The sequence below is a fragment of the Streptomyces sp. UC4497 genome (assembly GCF_054871485.1).
Genome location: NZ_JBTYHB010000048.1, coordinates 39,509 through 54,489, shown reverse-complemented (window position 1 = coordinate 54,489; position 14,981 = coordinate 39,509). Strand labels below are relative to the sequence as shown.

13 protein-coding genes are annotated in these 14,981 nt (G+C 70.9%); 11 read left to right on the top strand and 2 right to left on the bottom strand.

The window, feature by feature from the left end; translation table 11 throughout:
• Positions 1 to 84: 84 nt before the first annotated feature.
• Together ACYSUO_RS38385 and ACYSUO_RS38380 are read right to left on the bottom strand one after the other, a co-directional pair.
• Entirely contained in the window at positions 85 to 846 is a 762-nt protein-coding gene (locus tag ACYSUO_RS38385) for a DeoR/GlpR family DNA-binding transcription regulator (protein WP_461780840.1), read from the bottom strand.
• A 279-nt stretch (positions 847 to 1,125) separates the two neighbouring features.
• The gene (locus ACYSUO_RS38380) at positions 1,126 to 1,971 is read right to left on the bottom strand and encodes an NAD-dependent epimerase/dehydratase family protein (RefSeq protein WP_461780839.1); all 846 of its coding nucleotides are present in this window, start codon (positions 1,969 to 1,971) and stop codon (positions 1,126 to 1,128) included.
• 214 nt (positions 1,972 to 2,185) lie between these two features.
• On the opposite strand from ACYSUO_RS38380, the gene ACYSUO_RS38375 reads away from it, so the two are divergent.
• The 11 genes from ACYSUO_RS38375 to ACYSUO_RS38325 all read left to right on the top strand — a co-directional run bounded on the left by ACYSUO_RS38375 (position 2,186) and on the right by ACYSUO_RS38325 (position 14,910).
• On the top strand, positions 2,186 to 3,130 hold the full coding sequence (locus ACYSUO_RS38375; RefSeq protein WP_461780838.1) for a 5-dehydro-4-deoxyglucarate dehydratase: 945 nt from the start codon (positions 2,186 to 2,188) through the stop codon (positions 3,128 to 3,130).
• Positions 3,127 to 4,287, top strand: coding sequence for a hypothetical protein (locus tag ACYSUO_RS38370; protein WP_461780837.1), 1,161 nt, complete (start codon positions 3,127 to 3,129; stop codon positions 4,285 to 4,287). The genes ACYSUO_RS38375 and ACYSUO_RS38370 overlap by 4 nt, the downstream gene beginning before the upstream one ends.
• 200 nt (positions 4,288 to 4,487) lie before the next feature.
• Complete coding sequence (locus ACYSUO_RS38365) at positions 4,488 to 5,159, top strand: GntR family transcriptional regulator (protein WP_461780836.1); 672 nt, start codon at positions 4,488 to 4,490, stop codon at positions 5,157 to 5,159.
• Complete coding sequence (locus ACYSUO_RS38360) at positions 5,156 to 6,112, top strand: dihydrodipicolinate synthase family protein (RefSeq protein WP_461780835.1); 957 nt, start codon at positions 5,156 to 5,158, stop codon at positions 6,110 to 6,112. The genes ACYSUO_RS38365 and ACYSUO_RS38360 overlap by 4 nt, the downstream gene beginning before the upstream one ends.
• A complete protein-coding gene (gene araD, locus ACYSUO_RS38355) occupies positions 6,109 to 7,863 on the top strand; it encodes an L-arabinonate dehydratase (protein WP_461780834.1) in 1,755 nt (584 codons plus the stop codon). The genes ACYSUO_RS38360 and araD overlap by 4 nt, the downstream gene beginning before the upstream one ends.
• A 143-nt stretch (positions 7,864 to 8,006) precedes the next feature.
• Positions 8,007 to 8,948, top strand: coding sequence for a carbohydrate ABC transporter permease (locus ACYSUO_RS38350; protein ID WP_266720981.1), 942 nt, complete (start codon positions 8,007 to 8,009; stop codon positions 8,946 to 8,948).
• Positions 8,945 to 9,868, top strand: coding sequence for a carbohydrate ABC transporter permease (locus ACYSUO_RS38345; RefSeq protein WP_461780833.1), 924 nt, complete (start codon positions 8,945 to 8,947; stop codon positions 9,866 to 9,868). Before ACYSUO_RS38350 ends, ACYSUO_RS38345 begins: the two co-directional genes overlap by 4 nt.
• Positions 9,869 to 9,876: 8 nt before the next feature.
• Entirely contained in the window at positions 9,877 to 11,112 is a 1,236-nt protein-coding gene (locus ACYSUO_RS38340) for a Gfo/Idh/MocA family protein (protein ID WP_461780832.1), read from the top strand.
• On the top strand, positions 11,109 to 11,975 hold the full coding sequence (locus ACYSUO_RS38335; RefSeq protein WP_461780831.1) for a DUF6807 domain-containing protein: 867 nt from the start codon (positions 11,109 to 11,111) through the stop codon (positions 11,973 to 11,975). The genes ACYSUO_RS38340 and ACYSUO_RS38335 overlap by 4 nt, the downstream gene beginning before the upstream one ends.
• Positions 11,972 to 13,543 carry a glycoside hydrolase family 43 protein gene (locus tag ACYSUO_RS38330; protein ID WP_461780830.1) on the top strand — a complete coding sequence of 524 codons (1,572 nt, stop codon included), beginning with the start codon at positions 11,972 to 11,974 and terminating at the stop codon, positions 13,541 to 13,543. The genes ACYSUO_RS38335 and ACYSUO_RS38330 overlap by 4 nt, the downstream gene beginning before the upstream one ends.
• Positions 13,540 to 14,910, top strand: a complete 1,371-nt coding sequence (locus ACYSUO_RS38325; protein WP_461780829.1) for an ABC transporter substrate-binding protein — start codon at positions 13,540 to 13,542, stop codon at positions 14,908 to 14,910. The genes ACYSUO_RS38330 and ACYSUO_RS38325 overlap by 4 nt, the downstream gene beginning before the upstream one ends.
• Positions 14,911 to 14,981: the final 71 nt, after the last annotated feature.

Below are 14,981 nucleotides of genomic sequence, written 5' to 3'. Positions count from 1 at the left end.
GGGATGAGGGGGATTTACAGGGATGAAGCGGTACGTCGACGGGTGTGCGGAACCCGCCCTCGTACCGGTGGAGTTGTGGGTCGATCAGACGCGGATGACCTGAGGCCCCATCAGGGAGTAGCGGTGGGCCTCGGACGCGGGCAGCTGGGTGCTGGTCACGATCGCCTCCAGGGCGCCCACCGGGGCGAAGCGGCAGAAGCTGATCGCGCCGAACTTGGTGTGGACGCCCGCGAAGACGGTGCGCCGCGCCGCCCGGATGGCCTGCGATTTCACCTCGCTGACGGCCGGGTCGGGGGTGGTCAGGCCATGGTCGCGGGAGATGCCGTTGGCGCCGATGTAGGCGAGGTCGACGACGAAGCCTGCGAGCATCTTCGACGTCCAGTGGTCCACGGTCGCGAGCGTGCCCGCGCGGACCCGGCCGCCGAGCAGCAGCACGGTCGTGTTGTCGTTCTCGGCGAGCGCGCCCGCCGTCGCGAGGGAGGCGGTCACGACGGTCAACGGCCGATCGCGCGGCAGCGCCTCGGCGATCAGCTGCGGAGTGAAACCCTCGTCGACGAAGACCGTCTCGGCGTCCCCGAGCAGGTCAGCGGCGGCCGCCGCGATCCGCCGCTTCTCCGGCACGTGCATCGTCGTGCGGAACGCCAGCGTCGTCTCGAACCCGGCGCTCTCCACCGGATACGCCCCGCCGTGCGTGCGCCGCACCAGGCCGTGGTCCTCCAGGGCCCGCAGGTCGCGGCGCACGGTCTCCTTCGCGACACCGAGTGCGGCCGCGAGCTCCGTGACGTCGACGGAGCCGGAGTGCCGCGCCGCCCGCACGATCTCTCGCTGTCGTTCCTCCGCGCTCATGCCCGCCGACCTCCTGACGTACCCGACACTGCCCGTTCGGGCCCGGAAGGGCCCGTACCGGAAGTTGTACCGGGGGTACGCCGAGGTGAACAGGCCTGGAGCGGGCCCGATGCCGCCCGTTCCTGCCCGTTTCCCGGGGTGCGCGGTCCGGCGCGGACCTGCGGGGGAGCGGGGGATCGTGTGGGTTCGGGCGGGGCGGATGCCCGAACAAGGCGGCGGGCGGGCCCGTTCGGTGCCCGCCCGCCTGGAAGTGCCGTACCCGGTCGTGCCCGGTCGTGCTCAGTAGGGCCAGATCGGCGGGTCGTTGACGAAGCGGCCGCCCATGTACCGGTGCGCCGGGTTGTCGTCGCTGAGCGGGCCGTGCTCGGCCAGCAGCTTCTCCGCGTACACCTCCGAGTCGTCCTGCGGCTCGTAGCCGAGGGCGCGGGCGCTCGAAAGGTCCCACCACAGGCGGGTGTTGGCGGACGAGCCGTAGACGACGGTGTGGCCGACCTTCTCGGCGGTCAGCGCCGCGTCGAAGAGGCGGGCACCGTCCGCGGGGCTCATCCACACCGACATCATGCGGACGTCCGTCGGCTCCTTGAAGCAGGAGCCGATGCGCACGGAGACGGTCTCGAGGCCGTGCTGGTCCCAGTAGAACTGGGCGAGGTCCTCGCCGAACGACTTCGACAGGCCGTAGTACGTGTCCGGGCGGCGCAGCGTCTCCACCGGGACCAGCGGCGCGCCGTCCTCCAGGCGCGGGCGCGGCGTGTAGCCGATCGCGTGGTTGGAGGAGGCGAAGACGATGCGCGGGCCCGTGCCGTCCTCGCGGGAAGCGGCCTCTTCCCGTACGGCCTCGTAGAGGTGGTACGTGCCCTTGATGTTCGAGTCGAGGATCTTCTCGAAGGTCGACTCCACGCTGATGCCGGCGAGGTGCAGCACGCCGTCGACGCCGCGCACCGCCTCGCGCAGCGCGTCCGTGTCGTTGAGGTCGGCGATGATCGCGTCGGGCGCGTCCTCGACGGGACGCACGTCGAGCAGGCGGAGCTCGTAGCCGTACCGGGGCAGCAGCTCCCGCATCAGGGTGCCGAGTCCGCCGGCCGCGCCGGTGAGCAGGATGGTGCGGGATCGGGAAGGGACTGGCATGCGTGTGATCTCCGGTTGCGTGAGCGGCATTCACATTCATGGACACGCTATGAAGCCCCGGAGTGCCAGTCAAGGGGCGTGCGTACCTTGTGAGTTCGCGTGTTTTGCGCGCTTGACCGGCCCCTGAGGGGCGTCCTACCGTGGCTTTGTTCAGAAATGTAAACGCGGATCACAAACGTGCACATCGTGCGATGTGCATGCTCAGGGAGAGCTCGTGACCTCAGTCCCTCTCGCCGCTCGCCTCAGCATTCCCAGCGGGCCGCTGTTCTTCCCCGTCACCGCCTACGGTTCCGACGGGACCGTGGACCTCGACACCTTCCGCACCCACGTGCGGCGCGGCGTCGAGGCCGGGGCCGCCGCCGTGTTCGCCTGCTGCGGCACCGGGGAGTTCCACGCCCTCACGCCCGAGGAGTTCGAGGCCTGCGTCGCGGCCGCGGTCGAGGCGACGGCGGGCCGGGTGCCCGTCGTCGCGGGCGCCGGATACGGCACCGCGCTCGCGGTCCGCTACGCGCGCGCGGCCGAACGGGCGGGCGCGGACGGGCTGTTGGCGATGCCGCCGTACCTGGTCGTCGCCGGTCAGGAGGGACTGCTGCGGCACTACACCGAGCTGGCCGACGCGACCTCCCTCGACACCATCGTCTACCAGCGCGACAACGCGGTCTTCACCCCGGAGACCGTCGTGGCGCTGTCCCGCCACCCCAAGGTGATCGGGCTCAAGGACGGGCTCGGCGACCTGGACCTGATGCAGCGGATCGTGAGCGCCGTACGGACGGAGGGGGCGGAGGAATTCCTCTACTTCAACGGTCTGCCCACCGCCGAACTCACCGGCCTCGCCTACCGCGGCATCGGCGTCACCCTCTACTCCTCCGCCGCCTTCGCCTTCGCGCCCGAGCTCGCGCAGGCCTTCCACAAGGCGCTGAACGCGGGCGACGACACCACGGTGAACCGGCTCATCGACGGCTTCTACCGGCCCCTCGTCGAACTCCGCAACCAGGGGCGGGGGTACGCGGTGTCCCTCGTGAAGGCGGGCGTACGGCTCAGTGGGCTCGACGTCGGCGGGGTGCGGCCCCCGCTGCACGAACCGCGCGCGGAACACATCGAGCGGCTCGTCGAACTCATCGAGCAGGGCGCCAAGTTGGTGGAAGGAGTCGACGCATGAGGGCATCCACCTTCGTCTACCCCTGGGACGTCAACGGCGACCCGGACGCCGCCCGCCGCATCGCCGACCTCGGCGTCCGGCAGGTCACCCTCGCCGCCGCGTACCACTCCACGCGCGCGCTGACGCCCCGCCATCCGCGCCACCGCATCGTGACGGCGGAGCACGCGGCCGTGCTGTACCCCGTCGACCAACAGCGTTGGCAGGGGCGGGAACTGGCGCCGTACGAGGCCGGTGACTGGGCCCCCGGTGACGCCTACGGAGAGGCTGCCGAGGCCCTCGCGGGCGCCGGTCTCGACGTCCACACGTGGGTCGTGCTCGCCCACAACTCCCGGATGGGCGCCGAGCATCCGGACACCTCCGTCGTCAACGCCTACGGAGACCGCTACCCGTGGGCACCGTGCATCGCGCAGCCCGCTACGCGCGCGTACCTCGTCGACCTGGCGGCGGAGGCGGCGACGCGCCCCGGCGCGCGCGGCACCGAACTCGAATCGCTCGGCTGGTACGGCCTCGCCCATCTGCACGCCCACGACAAGATCGGCGGCGTCGGTCTCGGCGAGGCCGGGCAGTACCTGATGTCGCTGTGCTTCTGCGAATCCTGCCGCGAGGGATACGGCCAACACGGTTTGGATGCCGTGGAGTTGGCGGTGTCCGTCCGGTCCGCCCTGGATCCCGTGTGGCGGGGGAGGGTGACGGGCGACGGCTGGGTGACGGTCGAGAAGCTGCTCGGCGCCGAGACCGCCGCGGCCACGCGCGCGTACCGCGACGCCACGGCCCGCACCCTTCAGGAAGCGGCCGTGGCGGCGGTACGGGCCGCGGCCCCCGCCGACTTCCAGGTGCTGCTGCACGCCGACCCGGTCTCGTACCACTGCGGCGCCAACGCCGGCGTCGACCCGGAGCACATCCTCTCCGTCGCCGACGGCGTCGTCGTGCCCTGCACGGGCGGCGCGGGCCTGGTGCGCCCGTTCGCGGAGCAGGGCAGGGGAGTCGTCGCGGCGAACTTCACCGTCGTACGCGGCATGGGTGGCAGCCCGGACACGCTCGCGGAGGACGCCCGGGCCGCGCGCGACCTGGGCGCGACGCAGCTGCGGCTGTACCACGCGGGGCTCGCGTCGGACGGGGATCTGGAAGCGGTGGCGGGGGCGCTCGCGGGGCTCTGACGGGCGGTGGCGGCTGATGGTGGGCGGCGGCGGTGGGCGGCGGAGGAGCGCGGCGGATGATCAACTTCCGCAAGATTCATGGAAGTTGTGTGAACTTCTTTCGTCGGAAGCGTTGACGAAACAAGGCCGTGCTTCTAGCTTCAACGCGTCGTACTTCGTACGTCATATATGAGACGCGATACGCCATACGAGAGGCCCGCATGACCTCTGTGCCCACGCCGATCCCCTCCCGTACCCAGTACGTCCTGGAGGAGATCAAGCACCGCATCCTGACGGGGCGGCTGCGCCCCGGTCAGGCCCTGGTGGAGACCGATGTGGCCGCCCAGTTCGGGGTCTCCAAGACCCCGGTGCGCGAGGCGCTCAAGACCCTCGCCGGGACCGGGCTCGTCGTGATGAGCCAGTACAAGGGCGTCACGGTGCGCATGGTGGACGCCGACATGGCCCGCGAGGTCTACGACGTGCGGCTGCTGCTCGAACCGGAGGCGCTGCGCCGCACCGTGTGCCGCCGCGCCTCCCTCGACGTCGCCCGCGACGCACTGCACCGCGCCGCCACCGCGAGCGACACGGCCCAACGCTCCCTCGCCAACCGGGAGTTCCACCGCGCCCTGTACCTCCCGTGCGGCAACCCGCTGCTCGGCAGGATGCTCGACGAGGTCCGCGACCAGGCCGCCCTGGTGTCCGCGGTGGCGTGGGCCGCCGACCCCTCGTGGGAGCGGGAGGCCGGCGAGCACCGGGAGATCCTGGAGCTCGCCCTCGCCGGTGACGCCCAGGGGGCCTCGCGTGCGCTGCGTGACCACATCGCGTCGTTCGTCGAGCGGGCCTTCCCCGATCTGCGGGAGGACCGGGAAGAAGAGGGTGAGCACCACTCATGAGCATCCCCACGTTCTCCACTCCGTACGAGCAGGGGAGACCCCACTCGCCGGCCGTGTTCGAGACCCAGCGCGCGGCCCTCGCCGACGTGGTCGCGATCCCGGTGACCCCGTTCGCCGAGGACGGCTCCGTCGACGAGGGCCAGTACAGGTCCCTGCTGCGGCGCCTGCTCGACGCCGGCGTGCGCACCCTCACGCCGAACGGGAACACCGGCGAGTTCTACGCCCTCACCCCCGAAGAGCGCCGCCTCGTCACGGAGTTGACCCTCGCCGAGGTGGGGGAGCGGGGCATCGTCCTGGTCGGCGTCGGACACGACGTGCCGACCGCGATCGAGGCCGCCCGGCACGCCCGTGAGCACGGCGCCCACATGGTGATGGTCCACCAGCCCGTGCACCCGTACGTCTCCGAGGTCGGCTGGGTCGACTACCACCGGGCGATCGCGCGGGCCGTGCCCGAGCTCGGCGTCGTCCCGTACCTCAGGAACGCGGCGCTCCCCGGCGCCCGGCTCGCCGAACTCGGTGCGGCCTGCCCGAACGTGATCGGCGTGAAGTACGCGGTGCCGGACGCCTCGCGCTTCGCCGGCTTCGCCCGGGACGCGGGCCTCGACCGGTTCGTCTGGGTGGCCGGGCTCGCCGAGCCGTACGCGCCCTCCTACTTCTCCGCGGGCGCCACCGGCTTCACCTCGGGGCTCGTGAACGTCGCGCCGAGCGTCTCGCTGTCCATGATCGAAGCGCTTCGATCGGGGGACTACGCCGCCGCCATGAAGGTGTGGGAGCAGATCCGCCGCTTCGAGGAGCTGCGCGGCGCCGACGCCTCCGCCAACAACGTCACCGTCGTCAAGGAGGCCCTGGCCTCCCTCGGCCTGTGCCGCCGCGACGTCCGCCCGCCGAGCAAGGAGCTGCCGGAGGCGGCGCGCGCCGAGGTCGCCGAGATCGCCGCGGGGTGGTCCATATGAGCACCGACCGGAGAGGGCCCGACGACCGGAGGCTGAGCCCCGAACAGCTCCGCTCCCACCAGTGGTACGGCACCGAGGGCCAGCTGCGCACCTGGTCGCACAACGCCCGGATGCGCCAACTCGGTTACGAGGGCGAGGAGTACGAGGGCCGCCCCGTCATCGCCGTCCTCAACACCTGGTCCGACATCAACCCCTGCCACGTACACCTGCGGGAGCGGGCGGAGGCCGTGAAGCGGGGCGTGTGGCAGGCGGGCGGCTTCCCGCTCGAATTCCCCGTCTCCACGCTCTCGGAGACGTACCAGAAGCCGACCCCCATGCTCTACCGCAACCTGCTCGCCATGGAGACCGAGGAGCTGCTGCGCTCCTACCCGGTCGACGCGGCGGTGCTGCTCGGCGGCTGCGACAAGTCGACCCCCGCCCTGCTCATGGGCGCGGCGTCCGCCGACGTGCCGTCGATCTTCGTGCCGGCCGGGCCGATGCTGCCGGGCCACTGGCGCGGCGAGACCCTCGGCTCCGGCACCGACATGTGGAAGTACTGGGACGAGCACCGCGCGGGCAACCTCACCGACTGCGAACTGCGGGAATTCCAGGGCGGGTTGGCCCGGTCGCCCGGCCACTGCATGACCATGGGGACCGCGTCCACCATGACCGCGGCGGCCGAGGTCCTCGGTATGACGCTGCCGGGCGCCTCCTCGATCCCGGCCGTCGACTCCGCGCACGAGCGGATGGCCGCGGCCTCCGGGCGGCGCGCCGTCGACCTCGCCTGGACCGCGCTCAAGCCCTCCGAGATCCTCACCCCCGAGGCCTTCGAGGACGCCGTCACCACGGTGCTCGGGCTCGGCGGCTCCACCAACGCCGTCATCCACCTCATCGCCATGGCCGGGCGGGCCGGAGTGCCGCTGACCCTCGACGACTTCGACCGCGTCGCACGCACCGTTCCCGTCCTCGCGAACGTCCGGCCGGGGGGCCGGACGTACCTGATGGAGGACTTCTACTTCGCCGGTGGCCTGCCCGCGTTCCTCTCCCGGATCACCGACCTGCTGCACCTCGAACGGCCCACGGTCAACGGGCGGTTGGGCGATCAGATCGAGGGCGTCGAGGTCCACAACGACGACGTGATCCGCACCCGTACGAACCCGGTCGCGGACGAGGGGGGCGTCGCCGTCCTGCGCGGCAACCTCTGCCCCGACGGCGCCGTCATCAAGCACATCGCCGCCGAGCCGCGGCTGCTCAAGCACACCGGTACGGCCGTGGTCTTCGACGACTACAAGACCATGCAACGCACCATCAACGACCCGGAGCTGGGCATCACCGCCGACAGCGTCCTGGTGCTGCGCGGTTCGGGCCCCAAGGGCGGGCCCGGCATGCCCGAGTACGGGATGCTGCCCATCCCCGACCATCTGCTCAAGCAGGGCGTGCGCGACATGGTGCGGCTCTCCGACGCGCGGATGAGCGGCACGAGTTACGGGGCGTGCGTCCTGCACATCGCCCCCGAGTCGCACGTCGGCGGGCCGCTCGCGCTGGTCCGCAGCGGGGACACCATCACCCTCGACGTCGCCGCGCGCTCTCTTCGACTCGACGTCAGTGACGAGGAGTTGGAGCGACGCCGGAACGACTGGACGCCGCCCGCCGAGCGCCACGAGCGCGGCTACGGCGTGCTCTACAACGAGCAGATCACCCAGGCCGACACCGGCTGCGACTTCGCCTTCCTGGCGGGGCCCGGCACGGTTCCGGACCCGTACGCGAGCTGAGTCACCCGCCGGCCTTCCTGGCCGACACCCCGAACACCGTCTGTGAAGCGTTTCGATATGTGGGTCGTGCAAGCGCTTTCTACCGACCCGCAACGGACCCGCAAAAAGTACCGACCTGAGCCACCGAGAACGGAGTTCCCGTCATGGCCCAAGCCGCAGCCGTGGCCAAAGCACCGGGGGGCGCATCGCCGCCCCGGCGCCGCAAGTCAGCCACCCCGCGCAGGCTCCCCTATCTGCTGATCGCGCCCGCCGGGCTGCTGATGCTGGGCTTCATCGCGTATCCCGTCATCAGCGTCTTCTACTACAGCGTGCAGCACTTCAACCCGACCAAGCCGTGGCGCAACGGGTTCGCGGGACTCGACAACTTCGTCACCGCGTTCACCAACGACCCGGACTTCTGGCGGACGTTGGGCTTCAGCCTCCAATGGGTCGTCGTCCAGGTGGTGCTGCAACTGCTGCTCGGCCTCGGGCTCGCGCTCGTGGTCAACCAGACGTTCGTCGGCCGCGGCATGGCCCGCGCGCTCGTCTTCTCGCCGTGGGCCGTCTCCGGCGTGCTGACCTCCGCCGTCTGGATGCTGCTCTACAACTCCCAGACGGGCATCACGCGTTACCTCGCCGACATGGGCATCGGAACGTACGGGACCTCATGGCTCTCGGACACCGCGACCGTCTTCCCCGCCGTCGTCACCGCCGAACTCTGGCGCGGCGTCCCCTTCTTCGCGATCCTCATCCTCGCCGACCTCCAGTCGGTGTCGAAGGATCTGTACGAGGCCGCCGAGGTCGACGGGGCGAGCCGGCTGCGCCAGTTTTTCCACATCACGCTTCCGCACCTCAAGGACGCGATCATCCTGTCCACGCTGCTGCGCGCGGTGTGGGAGTTCAACAACGTCGACCTGCTCTACACCCTCACCGGCGGCGGACCCGCGGGTGAGACGACCACTCTGCCGTTGCGCATCGCCTCCATCGCCGTCGACAGCCACGACTTCGGCTACGCGTCCGCGCTGACGTCCATCGCCTTCGTGATCCTCCTGTTCTGCTCGATGATCTATCTCCGTCTGAGCAAGTTCGGGGGCGAGGACAAGTGACCGTCAAGGAAGCCGAATTGACCGCCACCACGACCGCGCCCGAAACCACGACGGGCGGCGGCCGGCACCGCGCCGACCTCCGCCCCTCCAAGAAGGACCGCGGGCCCTCCTGGGAGGACGTGCCGCGCTGGCAGATCTATGTCCCGCTCGGCGTCTACCTCCTCTTCACGCTCATCCCGTTCTACTGGATGCTGTTGTTCGCGTTCCGGCCCGCCGGATCCACGTCCCTCGTGCCGTGGCCGCTCACCTTCGAGCACTTCGACAAGGTGTGGAACGAGCGGTCGTTCGCGATCTTCTTCCAGAACAGCCTGCTCGTCGGCCTCGCCTCGATGCTGATGACGACGGTCGTGGCGCTGGCCGGCGGCTACGCGCTCGCCCGCTTCAACTTCCGGATCAAGCAGGGCTTCATGCTCGCGCTGCTGTGCTCGCAGTTCATTCCGGGCGCCCTGATGCTGGTCCCGCTGTTCCAGATCTTCGCCAACCTGCGGCTGATCAACTCGCTCGGCAGCGTCATCATCGCCGAGACCGTCTTCCAGCTGCCGCTCACGATGATCCTCATCAGCGGCTTCATCAAGAACGTGCCGTACTCGCTCGAAGAGGCCGCCTGGGTCGACGGCTGCGGACGCTTCCGCGCCTTCTGCGCCGTCGTCCTCCCTCTTCTGCGACCGGGTCTTATCGCGGTCGGTTCCTTCGCCTTCGTGCACAGCTGGAACCACTTCCTGTTCGCCCTGATGTTCCTCTCCAACCAGGACAAGCAGACGATCCCGGTCGGCCTCGCCACTCTCATGGGCGCCGACTCCGTCGACCTGGGCGCGCTCGCCGCCGGCGGCGTCGTGGCCGCGCTGCCCGTCGTGATCGTCTTCGCGTTCATTCAGAAATGGCTCGTCACGGGGTTCAGCGCGGGGGCGGTGAAGGGATGACAAGCACTATGAAGATCAATTCGATCACGCGGACACGCAACAGCAGCCCGGAGCACGAGCCCGTTCCCGTCGTCCTCGCGGGCGCGCGGGGCCACGGGCGCTGGCACCTGAACAACCTGCGGGGCCTCGCGGAGGCGGGGCGCGTGAAGCTGGCCGGAGTGTGCGAGCTGCGGCCGCTGGACGCGGCGGAGCTCGACGGATTCGAGGCCGATGACGTCGTGCAGTCCGCCGACTTCGGGGAGCTGCTCGACCGCACCGGCGCCCGCATCGCGATCATCTGCACCCCGATCCCCACGCACACGGATCTGGCCCTGGTGGCCGCCGAGCGGGGCGTGCACCTGCTCCTGGAGAAGCCGCCCGCGCCGTCCTACGCGGAATACGAGCGGATGGCGGACGGGGTGGCCGCGGCGGGGATCGCCTGCCAGATCGGCTTCCAGTCGCTCGGCTCGCATGCGGTGTCCCATATACGAGATCTCGTACGCGACGGCGCCATCGGCGAGCCCCTCGGCATCGGCGCCGCCGGAGCCTGGGCCCGCGACGAGGCCTACTACCGGCGGGCCCCCTGGGCCGGGCACCGCCGCCTGGACGACGGCAGCGGCACGGGCCGCACGGTCGACGTCGTCGACGGCGTGCTCACCAACCCGCTCGCCCACGCCGTCGCCACCTCCCTCGCCCTCGACGGCGCGACCGGCGGCGACGACCTCACCGCGATCCGCACCGAGCTGTACCGCGCCAACGACATCGAGGCCGACGACACCTCGTACGTCGAGCTGACCACGCGGACCGGATCGCGCGTCACGGTCGCCGCGACCCTGTGCGCCGAACTGCCCGACGAGCCGTACGTGATCGTGCACGGCAGCCGCGGCCGGATCACGTTCTGGTACAAGCAGGACCGCGTCCTCGTGCAGCGCGCGGGCCACGGCCCGGAGGAGACCGTGCACGGGCGCACCGACCTGCTGGCGAACCTCGTCGAGCACCTCGCCACCGACAAGGAGACGCCGCTGCTCGTGCCGCCCGCCGAGACCGGCGCCTTCATGCGCGTGGTCGAGGCGATCCGGCGCGCCCCCGCCCCGCTGGCGCTGCCCGCGGACGCGTGGAGCGAGGTGCCCTCGGACAAGCCCGGCACCGTACGGCGGGTGGTGCACGGCGCCGACGGGCTCGTCGCCGCGAGCGCCGACGGCCTCACCGGCTTCGCCGGGCTCGGCGCGTCCTGGGCCCGCTCCGGAGCGGAGGCCTCGTCATGACCCGAACCATGAACGGTCTTGTCACCGCCCCGCTGACACTGAGCTGCGCGGGCCGCCCCGTCGCCCGCTACGAGCTCCGCCCCGACGTCGAACGGCGCCTGTCGCCGCGCCCCTTCCTGCACCCGGTGACCACGCTCGCCGGCACCCCGGTCACCGAGTTCGCGCCCGCCGACCACCCGCACCACCTCGGGGTGGGCGTCGCCGTGCCGGACGTCGCGGGGCGCAACTTCTGGGGCGGGCGCACCTACGTCGAGGGGCGGGGGCCGACCGAGCTCGACAACCACGGCGAGCAGCGGCACCGCGAGTTCAAGCTGTGCGACCCGGACGGGTTCGTGCAGGACCTGGACTGGATCGCGGACGGCTGCGTGCCGCTCCTGCGCGAGCGCCGCACCGTCGCCGTCACCCAACTGACCGACGATGCATGGGCGTTGGACTTCACGTTCTCGCTCACCAACCCGTCGGACGATGCGCTGAGCATCGGCAGCCCCGCGACCAACGGCCGCCCCGGCGCCGCGTACGGAGGATTCTTCTGGCGGGCGCCGAAGGAGGCCGCGGCCCCGGCCGTGTTCACGGGGGCCGCCGAGGGCGAGTCCGCGGTGCACGGCCGCCCCGCCGACTGGCTGGCCATGGCGGGCGACGGCTGGACCCTCGTCTTCGCGGGCGCCACTGCCGAGACCCGCCGCGACCCGTGGTTCGTCCGCACCGACGAGTACCCGGGCGTCGGCTCCTCGCTCGCCTCCGCCGCCCGGCTGCCCATCGGCCCCGGTGACACCGCCGTACGCCGCGTGGTCACGGTCGTCGCCGACGGCACGCTCGACCGCAAGCGCGCCACGACGCTCGTCCGCAAGGCGGTGGCCGCATGAACCGCGCGCCGAGCAGAACCGGCGACCTGGGCGACGGCACGTACCGCAACCCCGTGCTCGCCGCCGACTGGTCCGACCCCGACGTGGTCCGCGTCGGTGACGACTTCTACCTGACGGCGTCCAGCTTCGGCCGGGTCCCCGGGCTGCCGCTGCTGCACTCCCGCGACCTCGTCAACTGGACGCTCGTCGGGCACGCCCTCGACCGGCTCGAACCCGCCGAGGCGTTCACGGCCCCGCGCCACGACTGCGGCGTGTGGGCGCCGTCGTTCCGTCACCACGACGACCGCTTCTGGATCGTCTGGGGCGACCCCGACCACGGCATCTACCAGATCAACTCGCCTTCCATCGAGGGGCCTTGGACGGCGCCCCACTTGCTCAAGGCGGGCAAGGGCCTCATCGACGCCTGCCCGCTGTGGGACGAGGAGACCGGCGAGGCGTACCTCGTGCACGCCTACGCGAAGTCCCGCGCCGGCATCAAGAACCGCCTTACCGGGCACCGCATGGCGCCCGACGGCAGCGAACTCCTCGACGAGGGGACGGTGTTGATCGACGGGGACCGCATCCCCGGCTGGTTCACCCTTGAGGGCCCCAAGGTCTACCGGCACGACGGCTGGTACTGGATCTTCGCCCCGGCGGGCAGCGTGGAGACCGGCTGGCAGGGCGCCTTCCGCTCCCGCTCGTTCTTCGGCCCCTACGAGGAGCGGGTCGTGCTCGAACAGGGCGACACCGACGTCAACGGCCCCCACCAGGGCGGATGGGTGCGCACGGCGGCCGGTGAGGACTGGTTCCTGCACTTCCAGCAGCGCGGCCCGTACGGGCGGGTGGTGCACCTTCAGCCGATGCGCTGGGACGCCTCCGGGTGGCCGGTGATCGGCGACGACGGCGCCCCCGTCGACGTACACGAGAAGCCCGCGCTGCCGCCGCGGCCGGTGGCGGTGCCCGCGACGGACGACACCTTCCCCGGCGGGCGCTTCGGGCCGCAGTGGCAGTGGACGGCCAACTCCGCGCCGGACTGGGCGAGTCCGCACGACGGGGACGGGCTGCTGCTCGACTGTGTGCGCTCCGCCGACGGGGTGCGCGACCTGCGCCGCGTACCGCACCTGCTCACGCAGCGGCTGCCGCTCCTGCCGAGCCGCGTGGAGGTCGACCTGCGGCTCGACGCCACAACTCCCGGTGCCCGCGCCGGACTTGTGGTGCTCGGCGACGCGTACACGTGGATCGGCCTCGAACGCGGGGCGGACGGGGCGGCCCACGTGGTGCACCGGTTCGCCGAGACCACGGCCGATGCGGAACGGGACGCGGCCCATCCCCGCGCGGCGCCCGACGCGACGGCGCGGCTGCGCGTCGACATCGCCGACGGGGCCCGCTGCCGCTTCTCCGTCGACACCGGGGACGGCTTCCGGCGCTCGGGCCAGGTGTTCGCCGCACAGCCCTGGCGCTGGGTCGGCGCCCTGCTCGGCCTGTTCGCGGCGGCACCACCCGGCGGTCGGGCCGCCGGCACCGCCCGGTTCACGCACTTCCGCAGCACCACCCTCCAGTTGGATCCAGAAGAAGAGAGCCGATCATGACCATCAGTGCACGCAGAGGAACCCGCAGCGGCATCCGCAGATCCGCGCTGCGCACCGGCACCGCCGTCGCCATCAGCACCGTCCTCGCCCTGACCGCCACCGCTTGCGGCGACGACGGCAGCGGGGCCGGCGGCGACAAGGGCGACGAGGGTTCGGGCAAGGGCGAGATCACCTTCTGGGACAACAACACGGCCGTGCGCCGCGACGTCTGGATGGAGGTCATCAAGGACTTCGAGAAGAAGTACCCGAACATCAAGGTCAAGTACGTCGGCATCCCCGCCGAGAACGTGCAGTCCAAGTACGACACCGCCATCCAGGGCGGCGGCCTGCCCGACGTCGGCGGCGTGGGCACCGCGATGCTCGCCGGCGTCGCCGCGCAGGGCGCCCTCGAACCGCTCGACGAGCGCATAGCGACGAGCTCGCTCAACGGGAAGCTCAACGACTCCTTCATGGAGTCGGTGAAGGCCGCGGGCGCCGGGGACAAGATCTACGAGCTGCCGACCTCCGCCAACAACGGTGTCCTCTACTACCGCACCGACCTGTTCAAGAAGGCGGGCCTCGGCGCGCCGACGACCTGGGACAAGTTCTTCGAGGCGGCGTCCAAGCTCACCAACACCGCCAAGAACGAGTTCGGTTACACCATCCGCGGCGGCGAGGGCTCCATCGCGCAGGCCCTCGACGCGTCGTACGGGCAGAGCGGCATCACGTCGTTCTGGGACGCGAACAACGAGAAGACCACGGTCAACGACCCCAAGAACGTGGCCGCGCTGCAGAAGTACGCCGACCTCTACAAGAAGACGACGCCGTCCGCCGACGTCAACAACGACTTCACGAAGATGGTCGCGCAGTACGACAGCGGCAAGATCGGCATGCTGAGCCACAACCTCGGCTCGTACGGCGACCACGTGAAGGCCTTCGGCACCAAGTTCCGCGGCATCCCCAACCCGACGGGCCCGGGCGGCACCCGCGTCCAGGTCTCCAACCCGGTGGACGGGCTCGGCCTGTTCAAGGCCAGCAAGAACAAGAAGGCCGCCTGGAAGTTCATGGAGTTCGCCGCCTCGCACGCGGAGAACAGCAAGTGGAACGAGTCGGCCAAGCAGATCCCGGCCAACACCGAGGCCGCCAAGGACGACTGGGTGCAGAAGTCCGAGCCGACGAAGCTCGCCGCCGAGGCGCTGCAGTCCGGCGACACCAAGATCGTGCAGCTGCCGTACTACCTGCCCGACTGGAACACCATCTCCAAGGCCGACAACGAGGACGACTTCCAGAAGGTCATGCTCGGCAAGATGACGGCCAAGGCCTTCCTGGACTCCCTCGCCGACCAGCTCAACAAGGCGCAGGCCGAGTGGAAGCAGCAGGCCAACTAGCTGCCGCTGCTTGTCTGTTCACCTCTGATTCATCTCTGACCGGGTCGGCGACGGGACGCCCCGTGCCCCGC

What these genes read in the sequence shown, in the direction of transcription:
- ACYSUO_RS38385 (WP_461780840.1), bottom strand. Translation starts at nt 846, where the DNA reads ATGAGCGCGGAGGAACGACAGCGAGAGATCGTGCGGGCGGCGCGGCAC.
- ACYSUO_RS38380 (WP_461780839.1), bottom strand. Translation starts at nt 1,971, where the DNA reads ATGCCAGTCCCTTCCCGATCCCGCACCATCCTGCTCACCGGCGCGGCC.
- ACYSUO_RS38370 (WP_461780837.1), top strand. Translation starts at nt 3,127, where the DNA reads ATGAGGGCATCCACCTTCGTCTACCCCTGGGACGTCAACGGCGACCCG.
- ACYSUO_RS38365 (WP_461780836.1), top strand. Translation starts at nt 4,488, where the DNA reads ATGACCTCTGTGCCCACGCCGATCCCCTCCCGTACCCAGTACGTCCTG.
- ACYSUO_RS38360 (WP_461780835.1), top strand. Translation starts at nt 5,156, where the DNA reads ATGAGCATCCCCACGTTCTCCACTCCGTACGAGCAGGGGAGACCCCAC.
- araD (WP_461780834.1), top strand. Translation starts at nt 6,109, where the DNA reads ATGAGCACCGACCGGAGAGGGCCCGACGACCGGAGGCTGAGCCCCGAA.
- ACYSUO_RS38350 (WP_266720981.1), top strand. Translation starts at nt 8,007, where the DNA reads ATGGCCCAAGCCGCAGCCGTGGCCAAAGCACCGGGGGGCGCATCGCCG.
- ACYSUO_RS38340 (WP_461780832.1), top strand. Translation starts at nt 9,877, where the DNA reads ATGAAGATCAATTCGATCACGCGGACACGCAACAGCAGCCCGGAGCAC.
- ACYSUO_RS38335 (WP_461780831.1), top strand. Translation starts at nt 11,109, where the DNA reads ATGACCCGAACCATGAACGGTCTTGTCACCGCCCCGCTGACACTGAGC.
- ACYSUO_RS38330 (WP_461780830.1), top strand. Translation starts at nt 11,972, where the DNA reads ATGAACCGCGCGCCGAGCAGAACCGGCGACCTGGGCGACGGCACGTAC.
- ACYSUO_RS38325 (WP_461780829.1), top strand. Translation starts at nt 13,540, where the DNA reads ATGACCATCAGTGCACGCAGAGGAACCCGCAGCGGCATCCGCAGATCC.